The organism is Streptomyces sp. NPDC046939 (assembly GCF_040644575.1).
GTDB lineage: Bacteria > Actinomycetota > Actinomycetes > Streptomycetales > Streptomycetaceae > Streptomyces.
This window is the reverse complement of sequence record NZ_JBEYWV010000001.1, coordinates 251,032-276,777: the sequence shown is the minus strand read 5'-3', so window position 1 is coordinate 276,777 and position 25,746 is coordinate 251,032. Positions and strand designations below refer to the sequence as shown.

Sequence of the window (25,746 nt, the reverse complement as noted above, 5' to 3'; positions counted from 1 at the left end):
GACCCGCCCCGCGCTTCACCGCACCGGCCCGTCCGACCCCACCGAAAAGATCACACGGGACACCTGTGAAGATCGGTGCCGTGCCGGACACCAACGCAGCATGAGCACGACCGACGACGAAGCCTTCGCGGCGGCCTACCGCGCGCACTACTGGGCGGTCAGCCGCTTCGTGGCGCGCCGACTCGACCCGGGCGCCGCCCACGAGGTCGAGGAGGTGGTCGCCGACGTCTTCTCCATAGCCTGGCGGCGGCGGGCGGAACTCCCGCCCGAGACACCGCTGCCCTGGCTGTACGCCGTCGCCCGCAACTGCCTCGCCAACACCGTGCGGGGGCTCGGCCGGCGCCGCCGGCTCCTGGACCGCATCACGCACCACGAGAGCGCCCACCGCCGCCACGTCGTCCCCGGGCCCGACGCCGAACAGCCCGGCGCCTGGGTCCGCGACGCGCTGGCCCGGCTGAGCCCCGCCGACCAGGAAGCGCTGCGCCTCACCACCTGGGAGGAGCTGACGCTCGACGAACTGGCCGTCGCCCTGGAGTGCGGCAAGAACGCGGCCGCGATGCGGCTGCACCGCGCCCGGCGCAGGCTGCGCGCCGAGATCGACCGGATGAACATGACCGTGACCTCAGGAGACCGCGACCGTGCCTGAAGCCTTCGACGACCTCGCCCTGGTGCGCCGCGCCAACCCCGTCCCGGCCGACGACCCCCGCTACGCGGACGGCCCCCTCCACCACCGCGCCGAACGCTCCCTCAACCGGCTCCTCCACAGCAGCCGCACCCGCCGCGCCCGCCGCGCCCTCGTCCTGCGCGCCGAGATCGCCGTGTGCGCCGTGGCCGCGCTCCTCGTACTGGCGCTGTCGTACGCGGCGGCTCCCCCGGCGAGCGCGACGGACGACGTCCGTTCGGGGTGCGCCGAACGTATCGGGCAGGAAGTGCATCCGAACGGGGTTCAGGCGGAGAAGAGGTATCTGAGGCGGTGGGCCGTGCTCCCGCTCACCGTCTCCACCGCTGTCGATGACGCCGAGGCGCCCGCACGCCCCGGCGTCATCGACACCCCCCGCTGAGCCGGGCCCCGCCGTCCACGCCCTACGCGCGCTCAGCCCTTGACCGGATCGCTGCCCGCCGCCTTGACCAGGCGGTCACCGACGGCGACCGCCTTCCAGAGCCGACGCTCGACGCGGATCCGCATGGACTCCCCGTCCGTCCGGCGGACCACGACGAAGTGATACATGTTCGCCCCGTCGAGCATGCCGCGTGACTTGTCCTCGACGACGCCTTCCCATGCCTCGTCCCGTTGTGGTGTGTGTGATGTGCCCATGAACCGAGTGTGGAACACGGGCGGCCGAAGCGGCAGAGCAACGAGTACCGTCCTGGCCGGGACAAATGTCCTCTTGCCCGCCTACGAGGGCGTCGCCGACCCGTTCCAGGGTGTTGAGTCGGACCGTGACCCTTAGGAATGCACGCAGGCCCTTCGACGCGGTGCTCTGTGACCTCGACAATGTGATTCGGTTCTATGACACGACGGAGTTGGCGGAACTTGAGCGGGCGTCCGGGCTTCCCGTCGGGACGACCGAAAGCGTCGCCTACGCGCCCGAGAGGGATCTGCCGTTGCTGCTCGGCGCGATCTCCACGGAGCAGTGGGTGGAGTCCATAGCGGTCGGCCTCGCGGGGCGGGTGTCCGGGGCGCGGGCGCATGAACTGGCGGCCGCGCTCGCCCGCGCCCCGTTCCACGCGGATCAGGTCGTGGTCGGACTGCTGGCGCGCATGCGGGCGTACGTGCCGTTGGTGCTCGTCACCAATGCCACCCTGCGGTTGGAGGAGGACCTGGAGACGCTGGGGCTGGCCGATTTCGCGGATCATGTCGTCAGCAGCGCCCGGGTACGGGTGGCCAAGCCGGACCCGGGTATCTACGAGATCGCGGCGCGTCGCGCCGGGGTCGCCCGGGACCGTTGCCTGTTCGTGGACGACCGGCCCGAGAATGTCGAGGCCGCGATCGCGCTCGGCATGACCGGCCTGCTCTACCGCGTCCCCGACGATCTGCGGACTGCGCTCACGCGACTCAGGGGTGGGTCACGGGGGACTGCAGCTCCGTCACCCACTCGTCCCGGTTCTCCGGGCACTCCAGGTTGATCTCGCGCGGGTACCCGCTCGACCGGTACCCGTGGGCGTCGATCCAGCGCGCGAGGGTCTGCGTGGTGGGCAGGACGGTGTCCATCGAGCCGCGGTGCACGATCGTCGCCGCCTGGTCGAGGGACGGCAGGTCGTGGACGCGGAAGGCGCCGTCCTGGAGCGGCGCGGAGACCTGGACGGTGGCGTGGACGGTGATGCGGCCGCCGCCCTCGGGGGCGTCCTCGTAGTAGGCGATCCCCGGCCCCGCGGGGCTGACCCCGGCCTCGCCGAGACGGCGGAACAGCTCGTCGTAGAGCGGCCCGATGACCGGGCCGATGTCCGCCGGATCGAAGCTGTCGGCGGTCGCGCTCAGCTCCGCCACCCGGACACTGGGCACGCTCTTGAGGACAACGTCGTTCGTGGGCATGCGCCCCTCGCTCTCGATCGCTCGGAGCCTCGCCTCGACCTGCACGAGCCGCGCCTCCGCGGCGGCCACCGCGCTCTCCAGCTCGGCCTGCCGCAGCCGCAGCATGCCGCGCAGCTCCTCGACGCCGACCTTGTCGTCGATGATGTCCCGGACCTGTTGGAGGGTGAAGCCGAGGTCCTTGAGCGCGATGACGCGGTTGAGGCGGGCGAGTTGTGCGGCGCTGTAGTAGCGGTAGCCGCTGGCCGTGTCGACCCGGGCGGGGTGCAGCAGGCCGGTGGCGTCGTAGTGGCGCAGCATCCGGACGGACACGCGGCCGTGCCGGGCGAAGTCTCCGATGGTGAACATGATGTCTCCGAGCTGACCGCCTGACACGGTGTGAGAGTCAAGCGTGCGGTGGACGGCTACGTGGGCAGGGGGCGGGGCCGGGGTCGGGGTCGGGGTCGGTCATGCGGGTCAGCCAAGCAGTGGGGTCGGGTTCGATCAAGGCGGGCTGCCTGCCCCGGCCAAGGGGGTCCGACGAAAAAAGCCCGCGCACCCGTTCCGCCCGCCCTGCTACCTTGCGGAGCATGAAGCGCGCCGCTGTGACGACGACGCCGGAGAGTGTCCCGGCGCGCTGACCGATGTCGTAGTCCGAAGCCCCGGGTCGAGCCGCCCGGGGCTTCGTCCTGCGGTCGCTCGCCCGGCGACCGTGAGGAGACCACCATGCACGATCACCGCAGACTCGGCCGTGAGCTGGCCCTGTTCGACACCGACCCGCTGATCGGCGCGGGCCTGCCGTACTGGCTGCCCGACGGCGCGGCCGTACGGCACACCTTGGAGGAGTACATCCGTGACGTCGAGCGGCGGGCCGGGTACCGCCACGTGTATTCGCCGGTGCTCGGCAAGCGGGAGCTGTACGAGATCTCGGGGCACTGGGCGCACTACAGCGACGACATGTTTCCCCCGATGGAGCTGGGCGGGGAACAGGTGGTCCTGCGGCCGAGCCTGTGCCCGCACCACGCGGTGATCTACCGCTCCCGCCCGCACAGCTACCGTGAACTGCCGTTGCGCATGGCCGAGTTGGGCGGCATGTACCGCTCCGAGCTGTCCGGTGTCCTCGGTGGCCTCTCGCGGGTGCGGGCCATCCAGCTCAACGACGCACATGTCTTCTGCACCCTGGACCAGGCCGCCGAGGAGGCACGGGCCGCGCTCGAACTGATCCGCCGGGCGTATGAGGCGCTCGGCATCGTCCCGGCCCGCTACCGCCTCTCCCTGCCGGGTCCCGGCGGCAAGTACGTCGCCGCCCCGGAGAAGTGGCGGGGCTCGACCGCGCTGCTGACCGACGTCCTCGACCGCTCCGGGCTCCCGTACGAGGCGGCCGAGGGCGAGGCCGCGTTCTACGGGCCCAAGATCAATGTACAGGTCCGCGACAGCGCGGGGCGGGAGTTCACCTTGTCGACCGTCCAGGTCGACTTCCACCAGCCCGAACAGTTCGACCTGCATTACATCGGGGCGGACGGCGCCGCGCACCGCCCCGTCATGATCCACCGCAGCATCATCGGCAGCGTGGAACGGGCCATGGCGCTCCTCATCGAACAGCACGGCGGCGCCTTCCCCGCCTGGCTCGCCCCCATCCAACTCGTCATCCTGCCCGTCTCCGACGCCGAACTCCCGGACGCCGCCGCCCTCGCGGGGCAGTGTCTCGATCGCGGGCTGCGTGCCGAGGTCGTCGGGCCGGACCGGGGCACCCTGGGCGCCCGCGTCCGCGCCGCACGCCTGGCCCCCTACCAGGCTGTGATCGGCCCCAAGGAGGCCGCCGACCAGCGGGTCGCCCTGCGCCTGCGGGACGGCCGCCGGCTCGACCCGCTGCCGGCCGGTGAGGCCCTGGCCCGCATCTCGGCCCTGGTCGAGGCGCGCAGCACCGCTTTGTGGGAGAGCGGCGATCGTTGACTGAGGCGTTGACATGTCCCATGCGCTTCGGGAGCCTGTGGGGGCACTTCCAACGATGTAATGACGCAACGACCCACTAGCGCGACGGTGTCGTCCCGTCCCCGTTCCCGTCCGGCGACGACACAGACGACCCAGACGACCCAGACGACACAAGGGAGAGAGCCCATGGGACTCCTCAGACGCTCCTCAGCTCTCTGCGCACTCGCGCTGGCGGCCGCCCTCGCCGTCCCGCTGTCCCTGTCGGTGCCCGACACCGCCCAGGGCGCGGCGCCGGACCGCGCGGCGACCGTGCAGGGCGCGACCGGGCTGCGGGCCGCGGACCCGAGCGTGTTGCGGGTCGGCAGCACCTATGTCGCCGTCCAGTCGGCGGACGGCGGGATCGTCGTACGGCAGGCGTCGTCGCTCGACGCCCTCGCCTCCGCCCCCACGCGGAAGGTCTGGTCGGACACCGGGGGGCTCGGGGAGGTGTGGGCGCCGGAGATCGTGCGGGACGGCGGCCGGTACTACATCTACTTCTCGGCCGGCCGCTCCGCCGCCCACCGCATGTACGTCATCAGCTCCGCCGCCCCGGACAGCGGTTACACGGCGGCGAAGAAGCTGGCGCTGCCGGACGACAAGTGGGCGATCGACGGCACCCTGTTCACCTTCCAGGGACAGCGCTGGTTCGTCTGGTCGGGCTGGGCCGGGGACACCAACGTCGAGCAGAACCTCTACATCGCGCGGATGACTGACCCGACCACACCCACGGGCAGGCGGTCGGTCATCTCGCAGCCGCGCGAGGGCTGGGAGCGCGTCGTCGGCAACCCGTACATCAACGAGGCGCCCGAAGCCATCAAGGACCCCAACGGGCAACTGCACATCGTGTACTCGGCCAACGGCAGTTGGAGCAACCAGTACTGCCTGGCCGACCTGCGGCTGCGGGCGGGCGGCGACCCGACGTACGTATGGGACTGGTACAAGTCCAACGGCTGCCTGTTCGGTTCGCACCGCGAGACGATGATGACCGGCTGGGACCCGACGCTGTATGTCGACGGTCCCGGGCACCACAGCTTCGTCCTGCTCGACGGCGACATCAACACGAGCCCGCCCGCCGGGCCGAGGTTCCCCCTCATGTTCCACGCGGTCGCCAAGGGAACCCCGTACTCCTGGGAGAACCGGCAGTGGTACAGCGGCTCGTTCGTATGGTGGGGCAACACCACCTACAAACGTGCCAACGTTCCCGGCGCGGAGACCAACACGGGGTGGAGTCTGAAGTTCTTCGAGTGAGGTGTCACCGGACGTGGTGCGGGTGCGAGCGATGGAAGAGGCCGACGTCGAGGCCGTCTCGACGATCCGGGTGCGGGGATGGCGAGCGGCGTACGCCGGCATCGTCCCCGGGGCGTACCTGGCGGCGATGACCGTGGAGGAGGACGCCGAGCGGCGACGGCGGTCGTTCGCCCGACCCCGGCCGGGCGTCGAGAACCTCGTGGCGGTTGACGATCACGGGCCGGTGGGCTGGCTCTGCCTCGGACCGTGCCGGAGCGAGCTGCCCGGCGCCAGGAAGGCAGGTGAGGTCTACGCCCTGTACGTGGCACCGGAGTTGCTCGGGCAAGGGGTCGGTCGCGGTCTCCTGGACGAGGCACACGTACGTATGACGGCGGCGGGACACGACGTGTCGGCCCTGTGGGTCCTCCGCGACAACCGACGGGCCCGGGGCTTCTACGAACGCGCCGGCTACCAGGCCGACGGCGCCGCGCAGGACGATGTCTACGACACGACCACGCTCACGGAACTGCGCTATCGGCGCACACTTGCCTAGCTCACACGTCGTCAGAAACAGATGCTGGTGCGTCGAGTGACTTCCGCACGTCGAGTGCCCGGAGTTCGGTGTCCAGCCTGCGGGTCAACTCACCTGTGCGCCCACCCCCGTTCGGCGCCGCCGGATAGCGCAGGAGCACGGCGACGACCTCGGGCGTCGCACACCGTACCGCCCGCTCGATGTAAGCCGCCGCGACGCTCGGGGCGTCGCCCGCGTGGAGCTCGGCCGCTCTGGCCGCGTAGGCACCGGCTCCGAGGATGTGTCTGACCTGGGTGGCCTTGGCCAGGGGGTGCAGGTAGGCGGAGCCCGCTGCCGACATCGCCGCCCAGGCCGCCTCCCGGGCGGCGCCCGTCTCCGCGGCCTTCGCCGCCTTGAGCGCGGCCGACGCGGTGTCGCGCAGCGCTTTCCCGCGCTCGCCGCCCCGGGCGAACTCGCGGGCCGCGGCTATGGCTTTCCGGGGCCGTGTGTCGTCCGGCCGTTCCGCCTCGAACAGGTCGAGCACCGTCTCCGCGCACGCCACGGCGAAGGCGCTGACCGCGCGCAGTTCCCGCTTGCTCAGGACGATCTCGCTCGCGTGTTCGGTGGCCATGGACCCATCCTGCACCACCCGGGAACCGCCCCGGCCGGGCACGGGCCGTCCTCGCGCCGGGTCAGCCAACTGGGCCTGTGAAGATGCGGCGCAGCTCAGAACAGCTTTTTGTGTAAGAGATCCACTCCACTCGCACACAAGGAGAAAACTGTGCTGAATCGCATCACGACCGCTCTCGCCGTTGCCACCGTCGCCGGGTTCCTGGCGGCCGGGCCTGCCATGGCCTCCTCCGACGACGACGGCGGCTCTCGCGGCGAGGGTGTCTACTACAACGAGGGACACGCGGCCGGCCAGAACGCGTCCAACGTCGGTGGCCCGCTCGGCGTCACCAACCACGGCATGTGGGCGGCGGGCTACGAGAACGCCGGTGGTTACCGCTTCGAGCACGGCTTCGACTTCGACAACGACTGACACAGTCGGCGTCGAACGTCACACATCCTGAGCGGCTGCTCGCCCCGAACCGTCGACACCGGCGGTTCGTGGCGGCGGCCGTTCAGGCCGTCGGGAGCCCGGCCGTTCTCGCAGTCCCGGTCAGGGCTCCTTGCTGGGCGCGACCATGTCCGCGCAGACGGTGCACCGCTTCCCGCGCTGGAGCGGCATCTCCCAGTCGACGTCACGTTTGAGGGCGTACGGGGACGAGACCGGGTGCGGGAACTCGCCGCCGTCGACATCGAAGGCATGGGCGACGGCGTCCGGCGCGACCTCGGTGACCAGGCCACCCTCGTCCTCGGTCTCTATGGCGATCTTCCATTGCGTCATGACCACCGTGTGCTCGCCCTGGCGCGGGTGACACCTGCCGTCCGTCCGCGCGTCAGCGGCTGTCCGTCATGCCGCCGGTGACGGCGACGACCTCGCCGACCGTGTAGCTGGAGTCGGCGTCCGACGCCGCTGACCGGCCACGTTGAGGACGGTCCAGATGGGACCGGGGGCGATCACGTTGGCGCGGACGCCACGCTTGGCCAGATGCGCGGCGATGGACTTCGTAAAGATGATCTGGGCCGCCTTCGAGGCGGCGTAGTCCATCATCACCGCCGAACGCGCCGCCCGGGGCCGTTCGGCGGAATCTCCCTGTTTCAGTCCTCGTGCACGCGGTCACTCGCAGAGCGTTCGACATCCGCAACGCCACGAAGGGACGGCTGTACATCATGACTACGGCGCGCGACATCATGACCGGCGGAGCGCAGTGCGTGGGGGCGCACGAGAGCGTCCGCGACGCGGCGCACAAGCTCAAGGAGTACGGGGTGGGCGCGCTGCCCATCTGCGGGGAGAACAACAAGCTCATCGGTGTGCTCACCGACCGCGACATCGTCGTGAAGGTCCTGGGTGAGGGGCTCGACCCGGCAGAGGTGGAGGCCGGCACGCTGGCCCAGGGCGAGGCCGTGACGATCGGCGCGGACGACGGCGCCGACGAGATCTTCGCGACGATGACCCAGCACAAGGTGCGGCGTCTGCCGGTGATCGACGGGACCGACCTCGTCGGCATGGTGGCGCTCGCGGACGCGGCCCGGGCCCTGAAGGAGCCGGAGGCGGGCCGTCTGGTCGAGGCGCTCTCCACGGACTGAGCGGCAGACGAGTGACAGTGACGGTCGCGGTGCCCGGCGCCGCGGCCGTCACCCCTTCGGCCGTGATTCAGGCCCTTTCTCGCTCCACCGGCAGCCACAGTTCGGCGTCGGCACGGGTCTTGTCGGGCGAAAGGGTGGTCCGCAGGATCTCCGGGCCGGGCCTGGTGCGGTACGGGTTCGACGGGAACCACTCCGTGAACACGTCCCGCCACAACTCCTGGATGGCCCCCGGCACCGGCCCCGACGTGGTGAAGACGGCCCACGTACCGGCCGGCACCGCCAGTACGGCGTAACCTTCCGGGGCTTCCACCGACGTCACGACCCCCTGGTAGTAGTCGAGGTCGGTGCCCTCCGCGCGGCTCGGGTCCAGGTCGTCGCAGACGGCGACGATGCCGTGCGGCTCCTGGTCGGACAGCTTCTCCAAGCAGTCCAGGACCCGTGGGTCGATCCCGCGGACGAAGTCGATGATCGCCTGGTTCGGCCCCGAGTGGACCAGCGACACCTTCGTCCTCAGCCCGACCACGGTGAGATCCGGCCGGTCCACCACGCGGTAGCGCATGCTGCTGCTCCCTTCGACGGTGAGGCGGAAGGTGAGCCGTGGCTGTGACACGAGCGCCGCGCCGTCGCGCCGGGCCTCGCCGGGTCCGACCCCGTGCATGGCGCGGAACGCCCGGGCGAACGCCTCCCCCGACCCGTAGCCGTAGCGCACCGCGATGTCCAGGAGCGATGTCCCTCCGGCCAGCACCTCCGCGCCCGCCACCGTGAGGCGTCTGCGCCGGATGTACTCCGACAGGGGGACACCCGCGAGGGCGGAGAACATCCGCCGCAGGTGGTACTCCGAGGTGGCCGCGATCCGCGCCAGCTCGGCCACCTCGATCCGCTGGTCGAGCCGGTGCTCGATGTGCTCCAGGGCCTCATTGAGCCGCTCCAGCACCTGCGGCCTCCTTCCCACGTTCCTCTTCGTACCGCCGCGTCTCCGAGGCGAAGCGCCCTTCACCGGTCCGCGACGACCAACTACTGTGGGACGCGCCCGAGTTGTTCTTCCGAGGCAGGCGCCGGCCACGTCCGGCGCGTTGTGCACGCCCGCCGCTCAGCCGCGTCCTGAGGAGAGCCTCGCATGCATCAGCCGCAGATCCTCGTCCTGGACGCCGCCGGGAGCGACCGGCACGCGGAGGACGCCGAGCTCCGCTCGCGCGGCCCGGCCACCCGCGTCGACGTCCTGGGCGTCGAGGCGTGGGCGGTGACCGACCCCGCCCTGCTCAAGCAGTTGCTCACCGACCCGCGGGTCTCCAAGGACCCCCGGCGCCACTGGCCGCTCTTCCCCGACAAGATCGTCGGGGTCTGGCCGCTCGCCCTGTGGGTGGCCGTCGACAACATGTTCACCGCGTTCGGCGGCGACCACCGGCGACTGCGGCGGCTGGTCAGCCCGGCCTTCGCCGCGCGCCGCATCGCCGCGCTCCAACCGCGCGTGGAGGAGATCACCCGCACATTGCTCGACGAGCTCGCCGCCGCCCCGGCCGGGGCGGTCACCGATCTGCGCGAGCGGTTCGCGTACCCGCTGCCGATCCGCGTCATCAGTGAACTCATGGGCCTCCCCGACCAGGCGCAGCGCGACTTCCGCCGCACCGTCGACAACGTCTTCGACACCCGTCTCGGCCCCGAGGAGGCCGCGGCGAACACCGAGGAGCTGTACGCGATCATGGCCGATCTGGTCGCGGCCAAGCGCGCCCGGCCCGGCGACGACATGACCTCCGTACTCATCGCCACCCGCGACGACGACGGCTCCGCGCTGACCGAGCAGGAGCTTCTCGACACGCTGCTGCTCGTGGTCAGCGCGGGGTACGAGACCACCGTCAACCTCCTGGACCAGGCGATCACCGCGCTCGTCACCCACCCGGATCAGCTCGCCCTCGTCCGGGACGGCGCGCGGACGTGGACGGACGTCGTGGAGGAGACGCTGCGTTACGAGGCGCCCGTCGCCCATCTGCCGATGCGGTACGCGGTCGAGGACATCGAGTTGGCGGACGGTCTGGTGTTCCGGCAGGGCGAGGCCATCCTCGCGTCCTACGCGGCCGCCGGCCGCCACCCCGACCTGCACGGGGTGAGCGCCGACGCCTTCGACGTGACCCGCGTGAGCAAGGCCCATCTCGCCTTCGGCCACGGCGTGCACGTCTGCCTCGGCGCGGCGCTCGCCCGGATGGAGGGCGAGACGGCGCTGCGCGGCCTGTTCACCCGTTTCCCGGACCTCCGCCTGGCCGTCCCCGCCGAGTCGCTGCGTCCGGCGGGTTCGTTCATCTCCAACGGACACGCGGAACTGCCGGTGGTCCTGGTGCCCCGCGCGGCGGACGGCGACGCCCGTAGCTCCTAACACCTGGCCCCGGCACATCGCACCGGGTGCGCGGCCTGACGGCATCGGCCCGGCCTACGACACCGGGGACGGCGTCCATGTCAACGTGGCGGGTCAGCAGGCGCTCGCCGGCTTCGTCTCGCTGCCGAGGGTGACGTCCCGATGGTGCCCTGCGCCGCGTCGAGCGCGCTGACGGCGGCCCGGACCCGCAGCGCGTCCGGGCCGCTCGTCACGTCGAGCCCGGTGATCTCGGCGGCGCGGCGCAACCGGTAGTCGACCGTGTTGGGGTGCATGCACAACTCCTGTGCGGCGGCGCGCCGGCTGAGCCCGCACCGTAGATACGCGCGCACCGTGTCGAGGAGTTCCGGACGGGTCGTCAGGGGCCACATGAGGCGCGCCAGTTCGTCCCGCGCCGGGCCCGGGCGCATGAGCTGGTACTCGAGCAGCACGTCAGGGAGGCGGTAGAGGCCCGGCGGCCGTTCCGAGGCGGCCGCCACCCGGCGCACCTCCTGGGCGAGCGCCACGGCGGCCGGGACGTCGCCGGGTGCGGCGGCCGCCGCACCGGCCATGATGTCGACGCCCGCGACCCGCCGCATATGGGTGAGCGCGGCGGTGACCCGGGCCCACTCCTGGTCGGTGACGTGGCCCGGCGCCGTGCGGCAGGGGACGAGCGCGAGGCCGCCGTCACCGGACAGGGCGGTCAGGACGGTGCCTTCGACGTGCCGGTCGAGTTCGACACGTATCCGGCGCAGTTTGCGTTTGCCCGCGATGACGGGGCTGACCCCGGCGAGCGCCTCGTCCGGGTGTGCGCCGACCGCGAGGTCCAGGACGAGGTAGCAGGGCGGCACGTCCAGGCCCCAGCGGGCGGCGGTGCCCGTCACGTCCGCGCCCTCGACCAGCGCGGTGAGCAGCGCCTGCCGTGCGGACTGTTCCTCGCCGAGCACGGCCTGGCGCTCGGCGAAGAAGCCGGCGACCACGGTGACCGTCATCCGCTCCAGGAACTGGAGCACGAGGACGGTGACGGCCTGCACATGTTCCAGGTCGTCGGCCGTGGCCTGGGCGAGCATCTGCCGCAGGCACTCCTGCGCGCCGACGTGGTAGGCGCGCACGACGGCCTCGACGGGCACGCCTTCCTCCGCGCGTTTGGCGGCCGACTGGCGCAGGGCGAGGAGCTGGTTGTCCGTGGGCAGTCGTCCGGTGCGCAGCATGGCGGCGAAGGAGCCGATGCCCTGCTCGACGACGCGGCGGATCTCTCCCCTGAGCTGCTCGGCGGGCATGGTGTCGTAGACCGGTACGTGGTCGACCAGCCGTTCGAGTACCCGCTCCGCCAGCTCGGGCAGGGCGTCGCTGAGGCGCTGGTGGAGGTCGACGCCGTCGAAGGCGAGGGACGGCGGCGGTGTTCCCTCGTCACGCTCCATGCGACCGCTCCTCTTTCCCCCGGACCGTGATCGTCCCTGGCTGGAGACAGCCAAAGTCGCTGGCCCCGCGCGGGGCGTCAAGGGCGTGGCGGCTGGTGTGAGCGAGGTCTCGGAGCGGATCCTCTGTTGTGACGGCTCACAAACGGTGTGCTGGATGTCTGGACGACAGCCGGGGTCCGTGGGGCGGCCGGTCCTTCAGTCTGCTGGGACACGCCCCCCACCACGCATTCGGGAGACCCCATGTCAGTGACCATGTCGTCCGCGCGCACGCTCCGCGCGGCGCTGACCTCGGCGGCGGTCTGCGCCGCCACCGTCCTGACCGTCGCGTCGGCCGCTCCGGCGCAGGCCGAGGAGGCGCCCCCGCTGCGTGAAGGGGGCGTGGCGCAGGCCCTGTGGAACTACGTGAACTCCCCGGACGCGGTGCCCGGCGCCAACGACTGGTCGTGCAGACCGGGCGCCGAGCACCCCGAGCCGGTCGTCCTGCTGCCGGGCACGTTCTTCAACTTCGGCGCGAACTTCGTGAAGGCGGCGCCCCGGCTGAAGAACGCCGGGTACTGCGTCTACGCCATGAACTTCGGCTTCACGCCGCTCTCCTTGAACCGCGTCGGAGGACTCGGTCCGAACCGCGAGTCGGCGGCGCGGCTCGACGCGTTCGTGGACAAGGTCCTCGCCTCGACCGGCGCGGGCAAGGTGAACATCGTCGGGCACTCGCTCGGCGGGAACGTGCCGATGTGGTGGATGAAGAAGATGGACGGGGCGCGCAAGGTCGACAAATACGTGGGCTGGGCGCCGAGTTCGCACGGCACGGACCTCAACGGGATCGTCGGCCTCGGCGAGAAGCTGAACCTCATGGGGTTCGTGACACACCTGTCGAACGTGGCGCGGTTCCCGGGCGTCATCGAGCAGACCGACACCTCCGCCTACACCCGTGAGATGTGGGCGGACGGCGACACCGTACCGGCCGGGCCGCGCTACACGGTCGTGATGACGAAGTACGACACCGTCGTGACGCCCTACACCAGTCAGGCGCTCACGGGCGAGGACGTGAACAACGTGGTGTTGCAGGATGCCTGCCCGACCGACCGCGCCGGGCACATGGGCCTCTTCAACGACGACCCGACCCTGCAGATCACCATGAACGCCCTGGACGGCGGCCCGAAGGACTTCAAGCCGAAGTGCCACGGCTTCGGCCTGCAACTCCTGTGAGTGCCGCCGCGTGTGAGCCGGCACATGCGGGTGTGAGGGGGACGGGCGGGGGCACTGGGGCGTCGAACCGCCCGAGGCGCCCCCGCGCTCCGCACCCGAAGGAGTCCACGCCATGCTGATGGCCCACCCCGCCGTCCTGAACGACCTGGTCCGGCAGTACGAGACGCTGCGGGCCCTCAACGCCGCCGAGGGCAGCGACGGAGTGCAGCAGCGCATGGACGACGTGGCCTACACCCTGTGCATCGCGACCGGCACCGCCGACATCGACGCGGCCCTGATCGCCGCCCGCCACCGCCTCCCGGGCGCCCGCCCCGAGGACGACTCCCTGCTGGCGGCCTGAGCCCGCGAGCGCCGCTACGACCCCGTCGGGCGGTGGCCCACCACCGCGCAGGCCGCCGTTCCGCCGGGCAGGCGGTGCCGGTTGTTCGCGATCAGGCGGTAGACGCCGTGCGCGGCCCAGCTCATCGGGGGCAGGGTCAGGAGCGCGCCGAGCACCGGCCACGCGCCGCCCGCCCTGAGCAGCGCCTTGGCCACGGCCCGGGCGCCGCCGTGGACCGTGCCCGTGGGCGTCACCCAGAGCACCTCGTACTCGGCGCGCTCCTGGGTGATGCCGAGCGCGTCCAGGTCGGCGAACTGCCACGGGACGATCGCACAGCGTGGCCGGACCCAGCGCTCGGCGACGTTCACACAGGTGGTGCAGAAACCACAGTCACCGTCGAAGACGAGAACGGGCTGATTCATCATGCGTCCAGCATGACGCCTCGTTCCCGCCCGCCCCGTGACCCGGCCCAGGCGGAGTCGCGCAGGAGGCGGAGCCCGTTGAGGCCGACGAGGACGGTGGAGCCCTCGTGCCCGGCGACGCCCAGCGGCAGCGGCAGCGTCCCGATCAGGTCCCAGGCGACCAGGACGGTGATGAACGCCCCCGCGACGACGAGGTTCTGCACGACGAGGCGGCGCGCCCTGCGGGCGAGGGTGACGGTGGCGGGGATCGTGGCCAGTTCGTCGCGGACCACGACGGCGTCGGCGGTCTCCAGGGCGAGGTCGGAACCGGCCTTGCCCATCGCGATCCCGGTGTGGGCGGCGGCGAGGGCCGGTGCGTCGTTGACGCCGTCACCGACGACGAGCACCCGGCGCCCCTCGGCCTCCCACTCCCGCACCGCCGCGACCTTGTCCTGCGGCAGCAGCCCGGCCCGTACGTCGGTGATGCCGACCTCGGCGGCGAGGTGACGGGCGGCACGCGCGTTGTCCCCGGTCAGCAGGGCCGGGGCCCGGCCGGTCAGCGCGGTGAGGGCGGCCACCGTGGCGGCGGCGTCCGGGCGCAGCCGGTCGGCGATGCCGAGGAGCCCGACGGGTGCTCCGTCCCGGGCGACGAGGATCACCGTACGGCCCGCTTCCTCCAGGTCCTCGGCGGCGCCGATGCCGCTCGGGGTCAGCCGCGCGGGTGCGCCCACCTCGACGGTGCGTCCCTCGACGACAGCGGTGACTCCCCTGCCGGGCTCCGAGGTGAAGCCGTCCGCCGCCGCGAGGCTCAGTCCGCGCTCGCGGGCGGCCCGTACGACGGCGCGGGCCAGCGGGTGCTCGCTGGGGTGCTCGACGGCGGCGGCGAGCGCGAGCAGCTCGTCCTCGGTCAGCCCGGAGCCGGGCAGCGGGCGGACGTCGGTGACGTGCGGGGTGCCTTCGGTGAGGGTGCCGGTCTTGTCGAGGGCCACGGTGTCGACGGCGCCGAGGCGCTCCATCACCACGGCGGACTTGGCCAGGACGCCGTGGCGCCCCGCGTTGGCGATGGCGGAGAGCAGCGGCGGCATGGTGGAGAGGACCACCGCGCACGGCGAGGCGACGATCATGAAGGTCATGGCGCGGAGCAGGGCCGACCGGAGATCGGCGCCGACGGCCAGCGGGATGCCGAACACGGCGAGGGTGGCGACGACCATGCCGAGCGAGTAGCGCTGCTCGACCTTCTCGATGAACAACTGGGTGGGCGCCTTGGTCTCGGAGGCCTCCTCGACCATCCGCACGATGCGGGCGATCACCGAGTCCCCGGGGTCCCGTGCGACGCGGACGCGCAGCGCGCCGGTGCCGTTGACGGTCCCCGCGAACACCTCGTCGCCCGCCCGCTTGGCGACGGGGAGCGGCTCGCCGGTGATGGTGGCCTGGTCGACGTCGCTGCTGCCGTCGAGGACCCGGCCGTCCGCGCCGATCCGCTCGCCGGGCCGCACCAGGACCGTGTCGCCGACGGCCAGGGCCTCGGTGGGCACGCTCTCCTCGCCGCCGCCGGGCAGCAGGCGGGTGGCGGTCGTCGGGGCGAGGTCGAGCAGGCCGCGCACCGAGTCGGCGGTACGGGCGGTGGCCAGCGCCTCAAGCGCTCCCGACGTGGCGAAGATGACGATGAGGAGGGCGCCGTCGAGGACCTGTCCGATGGCGGCGGCGCCGAGCGCCGCGACGACCATGAGCAGATCGACGTCCAGGGTCTTGTCCTTGAGCGCCTTGAGCCCTTCCCAGCCAGGCTCCCAGCCGCCGGTGACGTAGACGGCGGCGTACAGCGGGCCCCATGTCCAGGCCGGGGCGCCGAGGAGGTCGAGGGCGAGGGCGGGCAGGAACAGGAGCAGGGCGGCGAGGGCCCACCGCGCCTCGGGCAGCGCGAGGGCGCGGGTGCGTCGGCGCGGGGCCGTCGGGCGTGGCCCGGCGGCGGCCGGTGCGGGCCGCCGGTCGAGGACAGAAGGCATGGCGGAGCAACCCTTCGCGGGTACGGGTCGGAGGCGGGCCGGGCGGGGGCCGGCCGACGCGCACACCATACAGGAACACCTGAACAGGTCTTCACATGTCGCCGGTATGATGCCTCCATGGGCCACGGAACGGACACCGCAAGCAGCGCCACCACGCGCGAGCGCCTCGACGCCGTCGGCACCGCCGATGTCGCCGCCACCCTCCAGGCCCTGGCGACCCCGTCCCGGCTGCGGATCCTGGCCCGCCTTCAGGAAGGGTCCTGCTCCGTCGGCGAGCTGGCCGAGGCCGTCGACATGGAGGCGTCGGCCTGCTCCCACCAACTGCGCCTGCTGCGCAACCTCGGCCTCGTCACCGGCGAACGCCACGGGCGCTCGATCATCTACGCCCTCTACGACAACCACGTGGCCGAACTGCTCGACCAGGCGCTCTACCACGTGGAGCACCTGCGCATGGGCATCCGCGACACGCCCGGCGCGGCTGCCGAGTAGGGGCCCTCTACTTCAGGCGGTCGAGCGCGTCCCGCAGGGCGTTCTCGACGACCTCCGTCAGCGCCGGGTGGATCCACAGCGGGCCCTCGGCCAGGTCGCGTGCGGAGATGCCCTGGGTCATGGCGAGGACCAGCGGCTGGATCAGTGTGGCCGCCTGGGGGCCGAGCACGTGTGCGCCGAGGAGCGAGCACGTGTTCCGGTCGACGAGCACCTTGCAGAAGCCCTCGGTGTCCTCAAGGGCCCACCCGTAGGCGACGTCCTGGTAGGCGCGGCGGCCGACCACATAGTCGAGACCCTGGTCCCGCGCGTCCCGCTCGGTGATCCCGACCTGCCCGATCTGCGGGTGGGCGAAGACGGCCGAGGGAACGACCGCGTAGGACATCTCGCGCGGCCGGTCCGGGTGCAGCAGGTTGTGCGCGACCACCGACGCCTGCCGGTTGGCGACATGTTTGAGCGGAGGGCCGCCGTCGGTGATGTCACCGAGGGCCCACACCCCGTCGACGCTCGTGCGCAGATGTGTGTCGACCTTGATGAGCCCGTGGTCGTCACAGGCGATGCCCGCCGCGTCGACGTGGAGCGAGTCCGTGTTGGGGCGGCGCCCCACCGCGACGAGCACGGTGTCCGCGCGGAGCCGTGTGCCGTCGTCGAGGACGACGGTCAGGTCGCCGGGGCTGCCCTCCAGGCCGGTGACCTCACGGCCGAACCGCAAATCCCAGCGGGACCGCACGTGGTCCGTGTACGCCCGGGACACCTCTTCGTCCTGCTCCCCCGACAGGAGCCGTTCGCTCTTCTCCACGACCGTGACCTCGGCGCCCGCCGTGTGGAACACGTGGGCCAGCTCGGCGGCGATGTATCCGCCGCCCACCACGACGAGCCGCTCCGGCACGGACGGCATCCGCATCACGGTGTCGGACGTCTCGTAGGGCAGACCCGACTCCGCGATCGGCGGCGGCACGACCGGACGGCCGCCGCCCGCCACGACGAACCGGTCGGCGGTCACCCGCTCCTCACCGGACTCGGTGGTGACGAGGAGCTCGCGGTCACCGGTGAAGCGCGCCCGTCCCCGGTACACCGTCACCCAGGACGTGTCACGTCTGCCCCGCTCCCCCTCCGCGGCCTGCGCGTCGAGCCGGCCGAACACCCGCTCCCGCACCCGCGGCCAGGAAACGTCCTGGAGCGGGGCCGTCACGTCGTGCCGCTCGCTGTCCCGGACCGTGTCGGCGACGTCGGCGGTGACGGAGAGCATCTTGCTGGGGATGCAGCCCGCGTTGAGACAGGTGCCGCCGAAGGGGCCCTCCGAGACGATCGCCACGTCCAGGTGGGCGAAGCGGTCGTCGACGACGGCGTTCCCGGAGCCCGTACCGATCACGACGAGATCATGATGTGCCATGGTGCATCAGTAGCCCCCGCTGCACATTTCATGCCCGCCCTGTCCGCTCACGGGGACTCCCGCAGGAACAGCGCGCCGCACGAGTGGCAGAACGGCTTCGCCTCCTCGGTGCCCCACGCCTCAGGCGGCAGTCGCGTCTCCATCGGGTCGATCTCCCGGCCGCACATCGCGGTCCGCTCGCCCTCGCGGACCATGTGCCATTCCTTGAGGCTGTCGCCGCCCGGCTCGGTCCGCTCGGCGATGATGCGATGCTCCATTGTCCTGTGCTCCTTGTCGTCGCTACGCGCTCTCGTCCAGGGTGATGACGACCTTGATGTCGTCGTCCTGTGCCGTGAAGGCCTCGGCGGCGCGTTCCAGGGGAACCCGCCGGGTGATCATCCGTTCCAGCCAGTCGCGGTCGGCGCGGGCGAGGGCGTCGGCGGCCTGCCGGTAGTGGCGCAGATTGGCGTTGACCGAGCCGACGACCGCGTCGTTCTCCAGGACGAGCTCGCGATTGAGGGCGCCCGCGTCGACGGTGATCCGACGGCCCTTCGGCGACACCCCGGTCAGACACACGACACCGAAGGCGGCGGTGCCCGCGATGGCCTCGAAGATGATGTGGCTGGCGCCGGTGGCCTCGATGATGACGTCGGGCCGGACCGACTCGACGGCCCGCTCGATGCCGTCGCTGTGGTACTTCGCCCCGAGCTCCCCGACGAGGTCCGGCTTCGGCCCGCTGTCGACCTGGTCGAGGACGTGCACGTCGAGGCCGCGCTCCACGCCGAGGAGCGCGGCGAGCAGCCCGATCGGGCCCGCGCCGGTCACGAGGACGCGCCGCGGGTCGAACCAGGCCCGCGCCCCGACCCGTTCCACCTGCTCCCACGCCTTGGCGACCACGGTCGTGGGCTCCATGAGCACGCCTACGCGGTCGAGCCCGGGGTCCAGCTTCACGGCGTAGTCGTGCTCGACCGTCCACACCTGGGAGGCGTAGCCGTCGCGCTGCTTGATGCCGCGCTCGGTGTAGTCGCCGTTGCGGCACATGTCGAACTCGCCGTGCGCACAGGCCGGGCAGGGCTCCGGGTCGGGCCGTCGCACCACGCCCACCACCAGGTCCCCGGCGCTGAACCCGCTCCCTTCCGGCGCCCGGCGCACCCGGCCGAGGGACTCGTGGCCGATGACGAGCCGGTCACGGCCGGGCGGCGCCCAGCCGTAGTCGCCCGCGACGATCTCCTTGTCGGTGCCGCACACGCCGACGGCCAGCCCGTCGACGAGCAGTTCACCGTCGGCGGGGACCGGTTCGGGTACGTCACCGACCTCCAGCGAGTCCGGGTGCTCGGGCCGGACGGTCACCGCGCGCATGCAGGGCTCCTTCGTCGTCGTCACGTCTCTTTCCCCCCGGCCGCTGCCACGTCGTCGTAGACCAGCAGTCCGTCGGGGCGCAGGCGCACGCCGGGCGTCGGCGGGTGCGGTACCAGACGCCCGTCGTGCATGAGGTGGTGGGCGGGGACCTTCCGGGCGACGACGGTGAAGTCCGCGATCAGCCGCCGGTGGCAGCGCCACCAGACCGCCTCGGCGCACATCACGGCCGTCCGCGTGCGGGCGGCGTCGGCGAGGAGGCGGTCCATGGCGGTGACGAAGCCGGGGTCGCGGGTGTGGGCGGCGTACCCCCGGAAGGAGTCGTTGCGCCAGATGACGTCCGGCGAGTCGGGCGGCGCCTTGCGGAAGCCTCCCAGCGCCTTCTCCCAGCGGTAGTCGATCCCCGCCTCGGGGAGCCACTCGGCGAGGCGGTCGCGGGCCAGATGCGGGTGGCGGCGGCTGCCCGGCCCGATCCGCACGTCCACCACCGAGCGCACCCCCGCGCCCCGCACCAGCTCGACGAGGCGTTCACGCTCCGCCGTGCCGTGCCCGAACGTCATTAGGTCCTCCGCTGTACCCGTGCTCACCTGCCGTGCTCCTCCGCGCCGTCCCGCCGTGCCGGGTCGACCAGCGAGGATCCGCGTCGAGGTGCTCTTCGGCCTTCCCGTCGGGGTGGCGGCGCCGCACGGCCTCGGACAACTCGCCGCCCTCGCCGTCCGCCCGGACACCCGCACCCATCGTCGGCCACGAACGGGGCGGGCGCACCCGGCGCGCCGCCGGCGGTGCGGTTTCCCGGGGCCGCGTGGCAGTCCCGGGAAACCCCGAGGCTGTGTTCCCAACCTCGCTCGCACGGTATCCCGGGGGCCGGTCCCCGGGGGCGTCGAGAGACGTGTGACCCCGCAGCGGTTCGGCGAACACCGTAGGGATAACGATTCGGCCACGACGGTGCCGGAGGGAGTGAAGTCGCGTCGTCGGGTGGATGGCCGGTTCCCGACGGTGGGACGATGGGTCCGCTGCATGCACCCCTGGGGGCCCCATGCGTACATCACAGACCGCTCGCGAAGGACCCGGGGCGGCGCGTGCCGCCGCCGTTGCGCCGCCTAGACGCGCCCCCGCGCGGGCATGAGGCGGGGTGGCCGCCGATCCGGGCGGGCGGTGCGGCCGGAGCCCGCGCATGACAGTACGCCGCACCCCCGACACACCCGGCTTCTTCATGGCGTTCGCGCTGACGGGTGAGCTGGACACCGGCAGCATCTGCGCGCTCTGCGAGGCGACGTCGCAGGTGCTGGCCGAGGGCAGCCGCCATCTGTTCGTGGACCTCTCCGCGGTCACCCGGTGCGACAACGCCACGTTCTACACGCTCCTCGGCATGCGCGACGCCCTCCACCAGGCGGGTGGCAGCCTCACCCTCGCCAACCCCAGCCGGTGCGTGGCCGACGCCCTGTCCCTCAGCGCCGTACGCGACCGGCTCCCCCTGAGCGACGTCCCCGCGTCGTCACCCCCGTACCGCTATCCGGCCCCCGGCGCCACGTACGCACTGACCTAAGCGGAACCGGGAACACCGCGGCGGGTCGCCCCGTTTGGCTTCGAGACCGCTGATCGCCCCTGCCCCACCACGACCGAAGGAGAGCCTTGCCCGAGACCTCGTCCGCCTCGCCCACCGTCACCGTCCCTCCTCTTGCACCGCTCGCGGCCCAGGCGGAACGCCTCATCGAACTCGGGGTGCACACACACGCGGGGATGTCCGCCGACGACGTGCGCACCTTCGCCGCGAGCGCGGGACCGTCCGACGGTGACGTGCTGCTCGCCGTCCACCCGGACCGCGTCCCCGCCTCGGTCCTCGCGCCGCTGCTGCGCCGCGGCGACAAGCCGGGCTTCGTCGTCACCGACATGGCCGACGTCGACGCGTTCTTCCCCCACGGCATCGAGCTGCCGGACGCGCCGCTCTACCTCGTCACCGGCGTCGACCGCGGCGACGACCTGGCCGACTGGAGCCCCGAGGAGGCGCTGCCCGCCCTCACCGGGAAGGACCGCACGCCGCTCCTGCTCAGCGAAGGCATCCACTGGGTGCTCCAGCAGCCCGCGGCGCTGGAGCGCAACAAGTGCTTCATGACCATCGGCTCCCGGCTGCGCAAGGCCGACGGCGCCCTGGACGCCCGCACCCCGGCCCTGTGGATCAGCAACGGCACGGGGCGGGACGGCCGCGAGCGGCGCGACGCGCCGAAGGTCGGCTGGTGCTGGTGGGGCAACCGGCACACCTGGCTGGGGTTCGGCTCGGCGACGGGCCGCCGGGCGGGCTCATAGGCCCGTAGCGGCTCCTGCCTGCCCGGGGCCCGTCCGCAGGTGGGTTCTCACTCGTCCGACACCCGGATGAGGATCTTGCCGTGGACGTGTCCTCCCTGGCTGAGCTCGAAGGCGTCGGCGACGCGCTCCAGGGGGAACGTCTCGGCCACGGGGACCCGGAGCTTGCCCTGGTCGGCGAGGTCGGCCAAGGCGCGCAGGCCCTCCGCGTCCGGGCGGGCCCACAGCCACTGACCGCCGGCCTCGACGACGTCGGGGTCGGCGATCGAGGCGTGCCGGCCGCCCTCGCGCAGGACCGCCTGCGTGATGTCGAGGACGCCGCCGACATAGTCGACGACCACGTCGACGCCGTCGGGCGCCAGCTCCTTGATCCGGTCGGCCGCGCCGTCCCCGTAGGCGACCGGTTCGGCGCCCAGCTCGCGCAGCCTGTCGTGGTTGCTCTCGGACGCCGTGGCGATGACACGCGCCCCGAGCGCCTTGGCGATCTGCACGCCGAACGTGCCGACACCGCCCGCCGCGTTGTGGATCAGCACCGTGTCCCCGCTGCCCGTGCCGAGCCGGGTCAGCGACTGGTACGCGGTCAGCCCGGCCAGCGGCACCCCGGCCGCCTCGCCCCAGCTCAGCGAGCGCGGCTTGGCGACGACGGCCCGCACGGGCAGCGTCACGTACTCCGCGAACGTGCCCGCGTGCACATAGTCCTTACGGGCGTACGCGTACACCTCGTCGCCCGCCGTGAACTCCGGGGTGTCGATGCCGACGCGCTCCACGACCCCGGAGACGTCCCAGCCCGGGATCACCGGGAAGAACGTGTCCATCATCGCGTCGAGGCCGCCCGACATCACCTTCCAGTCGACCGGATTCACGGCCGCGTACCGCACCCGTACGAGGACCTCGCCGGGCCCCACCTTCGGCACGGGCCGCTCGGTCAGCGTGAGGACGCCGTTGTCCCCGTACTTGTCGTAGGTGATGGCCTTCATCGTGGCCGTCTCGCTCTGGTCGTTGCTGCCCATGTCTCACTCCGGACGGACGCTTGCTCGGAAAGACTCCCGGTACCCATGTTTGCGGCAGCCACTCGACGCGGCCACCGCTGCCGCGGGCGGGTCAGGGCCGCTCGGTGATCCAGTGCCGCTTCGTCGTCCAGCCCTGGAAGCGTCTGGCCGGGGAGGCGGAGCCGGTGCCGTCGGTGCCGTCCGGGGCGAAGCGGAAGTCCGGGTCGGCCGTCGCCAGGCGCAGCCCCGCGCGGGCCGGGGCCAGGCGGGCGGCGACGTGGCCCGGGTGGCGTGCCGTCTCCTCGTCCGTCCAGTCCAGGAAGGCGCGCTGCGTGCGGGCCGGGCAGAGGGAGACGTAGAAGATCATCTGGCGCCAGGCATACGCCGCGTCCTTGACGGTGGCGAGCGGACGCGGGTTGCCCCGCACCCGGGCCACCAGTCGGCACACCGTGCGGTAGGCGTGGCGGGCGAGCTCGTCCCAGCCGGGGCCGGGCGCGATGCCGACGCGGTGGACCAGGGTGGCCAGATTGTGCGTGGTGAGGATCTGCGCCTGCTCGATCACCGTGCCGTTGACCGCGACCGACCGGGTGTCACCGGCCCCGGCCCGCGCCCTGCACAGCTCGGCGAAGCCCGGTGAGGTCCGGGACCGGCGGGTCCGGGTCAGGTCGGTGCCCGTCTCGGCGATGGCGAGGTTGCGGACGGCCGCGTAGTCGATGCCGTAGTACCGCTCGTACAGCGTGCCGGTGAGGAGTTCGGCCGCGACGCGGGCCGCCTGGAGGAACTTGGGGGTGAACGTCCCCATGAAGATGTCGGCGGCCAGCTCCTCGACGAAGGGCGCGCCGAGCTCCGCCTGCCGGGCGAGGACGGACAGTTCACGGACCAGCGGGTTGGGCAGGAGGGTGCCCGGAAACGCGCCCACCGCCAACTCGCCCACCTGACGCAGCACTTCACGCGCCGTGTCCTCGACCGCCTCGGCGTTCTGATGCGGGGCGAGGGCCTTCACCCACGGCAGTTCCTCCACCCGTATCTGATGGGCCAGATTGAGCAGGAGCAGGGAGCGGCGCGCCCGGAAGGCCCGGTAGTTCACCGCGACCAGGGTGCGCAGCGCGTCGTCGGCGTACGCCTCGGCGGTGGTGGCGGCGACCAGCTGCGGGACGAGTTCGGCGAGGACCTCCGCGGAGGGCACGACGCCGCGCTCCACGAGTACGTCGACGCTCGCGCTCAGCGAGGTCTCCACGGTGCGGCACAGGGCGTCCGGGACCGGCGCGCCCGCGAGCAGTCCGGTCGCCCGGCTCTCCTCATCGGTCACGGGAGCGGTCAGCGGGGCGACGTCGGCCGCACCCGCGTCCTGGGGCAGGGGTGCGATGCGGCGCAGCAGGAGCTGGGCGAACGCGTGGTGGGAGGGGAGCGCCGCCTGGGCCGCCTGACGGTCGCGCAGGGCGCGGAGCCGCTCCGAGCCGGGCGCGCCGCGACGGCGGACCATGGACGCGACGACGTGGCGCAGGAGACCGAGGCGCCGCGCGTCGAGGGCGCGGCCCGCGACGGTCTCCTCCAGAGCGCCGCGCAGGACGGCCAGGTTCTCCTTCGGCCTGCGGTGCTTGGTGCAGCGGGCGTGCTCGACCGCCAACCGGTGGTACCGGTCGAGCAGTTCGGCCGCGCGCCGCCGCCACGCCGCGTCCGGGGCCGACCGGAGCACCTGTCCGCTGTCGTCGGCCGTCTCCAGCCACAGCGCGAGCAGTTCGTCGCCGAAGGGCTGCCATACGGTGAGGGCCTCGCGCTGCGTCTCGACGGCGTCGTTCGGACGGCGCCGGGACAGGGTGTGCGCGGCGTCGCCCACGGTGCGGCGGTGGACGGCGCGGGCGTCGGGCGCCGGGGTCGCGGACGGCCGGGGCAGGAAGCGCAGCCGGTCAGCGAACGGCCGTACGGCGCCGACGAGTTCGACAGCCGCCTCCACCTCCCCCGCGCGCACGAGCCACGCCACCGTGAGCAGCACGGCCTCCTCGGGGACGGTCACCTCGTAGCGCCCGGAGTCAAGAAGCGCGCCGAGGCGGGCGAGCCCCGGCTCGGTGAGGCTGTACGCGAAGAGGGCGCCCCGGTCGGCGGGGACGCCCGCGGCGCGGGCCGCCTCGGTCTCGTACGGCAGCAAGGGGCCGGAGGCGCTCGCCTCGCCGGTGACGAAGCCGCCCCGGACGACCTTGGGGGTGATCCAGGCGGGCAGCCCGCGCACGGGGGTCCGCGACCCGATCGTGAGGGTTCCGGCCGCCATCCCCGCCAGCACGGCGCGCCAGTCCCGTACGCGCCTCTCGGCGCGGTCCCTCGCGGCGTCGTCCTCATGGGTCAGCGCGGTGACGAAGGCCTTGGCCAGTTGGTGGCGCGCGTACCCCGTGGAGACGACCGGTGCCGGCATCGGGGCGGGTCCGGAGTGCTGCTGTTCAGCGTCATCGTTCATAAGCCGGCGTGGCAGGTTCCGCCCCTGCGCCCTCCGGGTCCGGAGCCCGGTGCTCTGCTGCTGAGCTACACGCCGATGAACCGGGAGCGTAGGGGAGGTCAGCCGCGCCGCTCAACAGACTTTTCCGGTGCCCTCCCGGGTGGACGCGGCACACGCTTCCACCCTTGCGTGCCCGGTCGGGCCGGGTCGGATCCCGTTCGGTTTCCGGCCCGGCCCCACCAGGGCGCTCCCTCGCTGGGGGAAGATCGTCAGCGCGCCGCGACCTGGGGTGTCGCGCTCCAGGCACCGGTGGCGTCCTGGTCCGCCAGACCGTGCGTCGCCAGGGTCTGGAGGTGGCGGGTGACGGTGCGCGGGGTGAAGCCGACCGCCTCGCTCACCTCCTCCACCGTCCAGGCACGCTCCGGCGTCGCCTGCCGCAGCCAGGACCAGGTGGTGTGGGTCGTCCGGTTCAGCTTGGCGATCACCTCGGCGTCGGCCCCGCCCCGCTCACCGTCGAGGCGCGGTTCGGTGGCCGGGGCCGGGACGGCCGGGGCCTGTCTGCGCGCGCCTTCCGGTGTCGCGGGGGTCGGGTCCGGGCGGGACGGGCTGCCGACCGGGCGGGGCGTCCGGTTGACCGTCCGGTGCCTGCGGCCCTTCTTCTTGCTCTTCTTGTTGCTCCTCTTGATCTGCTTGCTCGTACGCGTCAATG

At 72.5% G+C, this 25,746-nt stretch carries 29 protein-coding genes, 1 tRNA gene and 1 pseudogene; 14 read left to right on the top strand and 17 right to left on the bottom strand.

Features of this window, described 5'->3' with window-relative positions; translation table 11 throughout:
* Positions 1–100 precede the first annotated feature (100 nt).
* Positions 101–646 carry a sigma-70 family RNA polymerase sigma factor gene (locus ABZ877_RS01310; protein WP_361062302.1) on the top strand — a complete coding sequence of 182 codons (546 nt, stop codon included), beginning with the start codon at positions 101–103 and terminating at the stop codon, positions 644–646.
* On the top strand, positions 639–1,061 hold the full coding sequence (locus tag ABZ877_RS01305) for a hypothetical protein (protein ID WP_361062299.1): 423 nt from the start codon (positions 639–641) through the stop codon (positions 1,059–1,061). The genes ABZ877_RS01310 and ABZ877_RS01305 overlap by 8 nt, the downstream gene beginning before the upstream one ends.
* Positions 1,062–1,093: 32 nt before the next feature.
* Here the strand turns inward: ABZ877_RS01305 and ABZ877_RS01300 are convergent, their stop codons facing one another.
* Complete coding sequence (locus ABZ877_RS01300) at positions 1,094–1,315, bottom strand: hypothetical protein (RefSeq protein WP_361062296.1); 222 nt, start codon at positions 1,313–1,315, stop codon at positions 1,094–1,096.
* A gap of 125 nt (positions 1,316–1,440) precedes the next feature.
* Here ABZ877_RS01300 and ABZ877_RS01295 point away from each other — a divergent pair, with 125 nt between their 5' ends.
* Positions 1,441–2,127 carry an HAD-IA family hydrolase gene (locus tag ABZ877_RS01295; protein ID WP_361062293.1) on the top strand — a complete coding sequence of 229 codons (687 nt, stop codon included), beginning with the start codon at positions 1,441–1,443 and terminating at the stop codon, positions 2,125–2,127.
* On the opposite strand, the gene ABZ877_RS01290 is transcribed toward ABZ877_RS01295, so the two are convergent.
* Entirely contained in the window at positions 2,057–2,878 is an 822-nt protein-coding gene (locus ABZ877_RS01290; protein WP_361062290.1) for a MerR family transcriptional regulator, read from the bottom strand. The two genes, ABZ877_RS01295 and ABZ877_RS01290, sit on opposite strands and share 71 nt — an antisense overlap.
* Positions 2,879–3,229: 351 nt before the next feature.
* Between ABZ877_RS01290 and thrS the strand changes: the two are divergent.
* The 3 genes and pseudogenes from thrS to ABZ877_RS01275 all read left to right on the top strand — a co-directional run.
* Positions 3,230–4,462: pseudogene (gene thrS, locus ABZ877_RS01285) on the top strand (threonine--tRNA ligase); the annotation flags it as partial.
* 165 nt (positions 4,463–4,627) lie between these two features.
* Positions 4,628–5,728: a glycoside hydrolase family 43 protein gene (locus tag ABZ877_RS01280; protein WP_361062287.1), complete on the top strand. Its 1,101-nt coding sequence runs from the start codon at positions 4,628–4,630 to the stop codon at positions 5,726–5,728.
* A gap of 31 nt (positions 5,729–5,759) precedes the next feature.
* Positions 5,760–6,260 (top strand): GNAT family N-acetyltransferase, encoded by a 501-nt coding sequence (locus tag ABZ877_RS01275; RefSeq protein WP_361062284.1) that lies wholly within the window; start codon positions 5,760–5,762, stop codon positions 6,258–6,260.
* Between the two features lies 1 nt (position 6,261).
* On the opposite strand, the gene ABZ877_RS01270 is transcribed toward ABZ877_RS01275, so the two are convergent.
* Positions 6,262–6,849: a putative immunity protein gene (locus ABZ877_RS01270; protein WP_361062281.1), complete on the bottom strand. Its 588-nt coding sequence runs from the start codon at positions 6,847–6,849 to the stop codon at positions 6,262–6,264.
* Positions 6,850–6,999: 150 nt separating this feature from the next.
* Here ABZ877_RS01270 and ABZ877_RS01265 point away from each other — a divergent pair, with 150 nt between their 5' ends.
* A complete protein-coding gene (locus ABZ877_RS01265; RefSeq protein WP_361062278.1) occupies positions 7,000–7,260 on the top strand; it encodes a hypothetical protein in 261 nt (86 codons plus the stop codon).
* A gap of 120 nt (positions 7,261–7,380) precedes the next feature.
* Here the strand turns inward: ABZ877_RS01265 and ABZ877_RS01260 are convergent, their stop codons facing one another.
* Both ABZ877_RS01260 and ABZ877_RS01255 read right to left on the bottom strand, forming a co-directional pair.
* Positions 7,381–7,608, bottom strand: a complete 228-nt coding sequence (locus tag ABZ877_RS01260) for a hypothetical protein (protein WP_361062275.1) — start codon at positions 7,606–7,608, stop codon at positions 7,381–7,383.
* A 66-nt stretch (positions 7,609–7,674) separates the two neighbouring features.
* Positions 7,675–7,872, bottom strand: coding sequence for an SDR family oxidoreductase (locus ABZ877_RS01255; protein ID WP_361062868.1), 198 nt, complete (start codon positions 7,870–7,872; stop codon positions 7,675–7,677).
* A 122-nt stretch (positions 7,873–7,994) separates the two neighbouring features.
* On the opposite strand from ABZ877_RS01255, the gene ABZ877_RS01250 reads away from it, so the two are divergent.
* Positions 7,995–8,411 (top strand): CBS domain-containing protein, encoded by a 417-nt coding sequence (locus ABZ877_RS01250; protein ID WP_361062272.1) that lies wholly within the window; start codon positions 7,995–7,997, stop codon positions 8,409–8,411.
* A 67-nt stretch (positions 8,412–8,478) separates the two neighbouring features.
* On the opposite strand, the gene ABZ877_RS01245 is transcribed toward ABZ877_RS01250, so the two are convergent.
* Positions 8,479–9,345 (bottom strand): AraC family transcriptional regulator, encoded by an 867-nt coding sequence (locus tag ABZ877_RS01245; protein ID WP_361062865.1) that lies wholly within the window; start codon positions 9,343–9,345, stop codon positions 8,479–8,481.
* Between the two features lie 183 nt (positions 9,346–9,528).
* Here ABZ877_RS01245 and ABZ877_RS01240 point away from each other — a divergent pair, with 183 nt between their 5' ends.
* A complete protein-coding gene (locus tag ABZ877_RS01240) occupies positions 9,529–10,779 on the top strand; it encodes a cytochrome P450 (protein ID WP_361062269.1) in 1,251 nt (416 codons plus the stop codon).
* A gap of 80 nt (positions 10,780–10,859) precedes the next feature.
* On the opposite strand, the gene ABZ877_RS01235 is transcribed toward ABZ877_RS01240, so the two are convergent.
* Entirely contained in the window at positions 10,860–12,176 is a 1,317-nt protein-coding gene (locus ABZ877_RS01235; RefSeq protein ID WP_361062267.1) for a helix-turn-helix domain-containing protein, read from the bottom strand.
* 240 nt (positions 12,177–12,416) lie between these two features.
* On the opposite strand from ABZ877_RS01235, the gene ABZ877_RS01230 reads away from it, so the two are divergent.
* Positions 12,417–13,382 (top strand): alpha/beta fold hydrolase, encoded by a 966-nt coding sequence (locus ABZ877_RS01230; protein WP_361062264.1) that lies wholly within the window; start codon positions 12,417–12,419, stop codon positions 13,380–13,382.
* A 112-nt stretch (positions 13,383–13,494) separates the two neighbouring features.
* Complete coding sequence (locus ABZ877_RS01225; protein ID WP_361062261.1) at positions 13,495–13,722, top strand: DUF5133 domain-containing protein; 228 nt, start codon at positions 13,495–13,497, stop codon at positions 13,720–13,722.
* A gap of 14 nt (positions 13,723–13,736) precedes the next feature.
* Here ABZ877_RS01225 and ABZ877_RS01220 read toward each other — a convergent pair whose 3' ends face one another.
* Both ABZ877_RS01220 and ABZ877_RS01215 read right to left on the bottom strand, forming a co-directional pair.
* Positions 13,737–14,126, bottom strand: a complete 390-nt coding sequence (locus ABZ877_RS01220; RefSeq protein WP_361062258.1) for a DUF393 domain-containing protein — start codon at positions 14,124–14,126, stop codon at positions 13,737–13,739.
* The gene (locus tag ABZ877_RS01215) at positions 14,123–16,105 is read right to left on the bottom strand and encodes a heavy metal translocating P-type ATPase (protein ID WP_361062255.1); all 1,983 of its coding nucleotides are present in this window, start codon (positions 16,103–16,105) and stop codon (positions 14,123–14,125) included. The genes ABZ877_RS01220 and ABZ877_RS01215 overlap by 4 nt, the downstream gene beginning before the upstream one ends.
* Before the next feature lie 117 nt (positions 16,106–16,222).
* Here ABZ877_RS01215 and ABZ877_RS01210 point away from each other — a divergent pair, with 117 nt between their 5' ends.
* Positions 16,223–16,594, top strand: coding sequence for a metalloregulator ArsR/SmtB family transcription factor (locus ABZ877_RS01210; RefSeq protein WP_361062252.1), 372 nt, complete (start codon positions 16,223–16,225; stop codon positions 16,592–16,594).
* A 7-nt stretch (positions 16,595–16,601) separates the two neighbouring features.
* Here the strand turns inward: ABZ877_RS01210 and ABZ877_RS01205 are convergent, their stop codons facing one another.
* Genes ABZ877_RS01205 through ABZ877_RS01190 form a run of 4 tightly spaced genes read right to left on the bottom strand, consistent with a single transcriptional unit; the run spans position 16,602 to position 19,879 of the window.
* Complete coding sequence (locus tag ABZ877_RS01205) at positions 16,602–17,984, bottom strand: mycothione reductase (protein WP_361062249.1); 1,383 nt, start codon at positions 17,982–17,984, stop codon at positions 16,602–16,604.
* Between the two features lie 47 nt (positions 17,985–18,031).
* Positions 18,032–18,241, bottom strand: a complete 210-nt coding sequence (locus tag ABZ877_RS01200; protein ID WP_361062246.1) for a hypothetical protein — start codon at positions 18,239–18,241, stop codon at positions 18,032–18,034.
* A gap of 22 nt (positions 18,242–18,263) precedes the next feature.
* Complete coding sequence (locus ABZ877_RS01195) at positions 18,264–19,322, bottom strand: glucose 1-dehydrogenase (protein ID WP_361062243.1); 1,059 nt, start codon at positions 19,320–19,322, stop codon at positions 18,264–18,266.
* A 20-nt stretch (positions 19,323–19,342) separates the two neighbouring features.
* Positions 19,343–19,879 (bottom strand): DUF488 domain-containing protein, encoded by a 537-nt coding sequence (locus tag ABZ877_RS01190; RefSeq protein WP_361062862.1) that lies wholly within the window; start codon positions 19,877–19,879, stop codon positions 19,343–19,345.
* 614 nt (positions 19,880–20,493) lie between these two features.
* Between ABZ877_RS01190 and ABZ877_RS01185 the strand changes: the two genes are divergently transcribed.
* Both ABZ877_RS01185 and ABZ877_RS01180 read left to right on the top strand, forming a co-directional pair.
* Positions 20,494–20,865, top strand: coding sequence for an STAS domain-containing protein (locus ABZ877_RS01185; RefSeq protein WP_361062240.1), 372 nt, complete (start codon positions 20,494–20,496; stop codon positions 20,863–20,865).
* Positions 20,866–20,951: 86 nt separating this feature from the next.
* A complete protein-coding gene (locus tag ABZ877_RS01180; RefSeq protein WP_361062237.1) occupies positions 20,952–21,623 on the top strand; it encodes a DUF5701 family protein in 672 nt (223 codons plus the stop codon).
* A gap of 47 nt (positions 21,624–21,670) precedes the next feature.
* On the opposite strand, the gene ABZ877_RS01175 is transcribed toward ABZ877_RS01180, so the two are convergent.
* From ABZ877_RS01175 to ABZ877_RS01160, 4 genes are all read right to left on the bottom strand, one after another.
* Complete coding sequence (locus ABZ877_RS01175) at positions 21,671–22,597, bottom strand: NADP-dependent oxidoreductase (RefSeq protein WP_361062859.1); 927 nt, start codon at positions 22,595–22,597, stop codon at positions 21,671–21,673.
* A 124-nt stretch (positions 22,598–22,721) separates the two neighbouring features.
* Positions 22,722–25,058 carry a hypothetical protein gene (locus ABZ877_RS01170; RefSeq protein ID WP_361062234.1) on the bottom strand — a complete coding sequence of 779 codons (2,337 nt, stop codon included), beginning with the start codon at positions 25,056–25,058 and terminating at the stop codon, positions 22,722–22,724.
* 3 nt (positions 25,059–25,061) lie between these two features.
* Positions 25,062–25,133 (bottom strand) — tRNA-Arg (locus ABZ877_RS01165).
* A gap of 173 nt (positions 25,134–25,306) precedes the next feature.
* Entirely contained in the window at positions 25,307–25,744 is a 438-nt protein-coding gene (locus ABZ877_RS01160; RefSeq protein WP_361062231.1) for a helix-turn-helix domain-containing protein, read from the bottom strand.
* Positions 25,745–25,746: the final 2 nt, after the last annotated feature.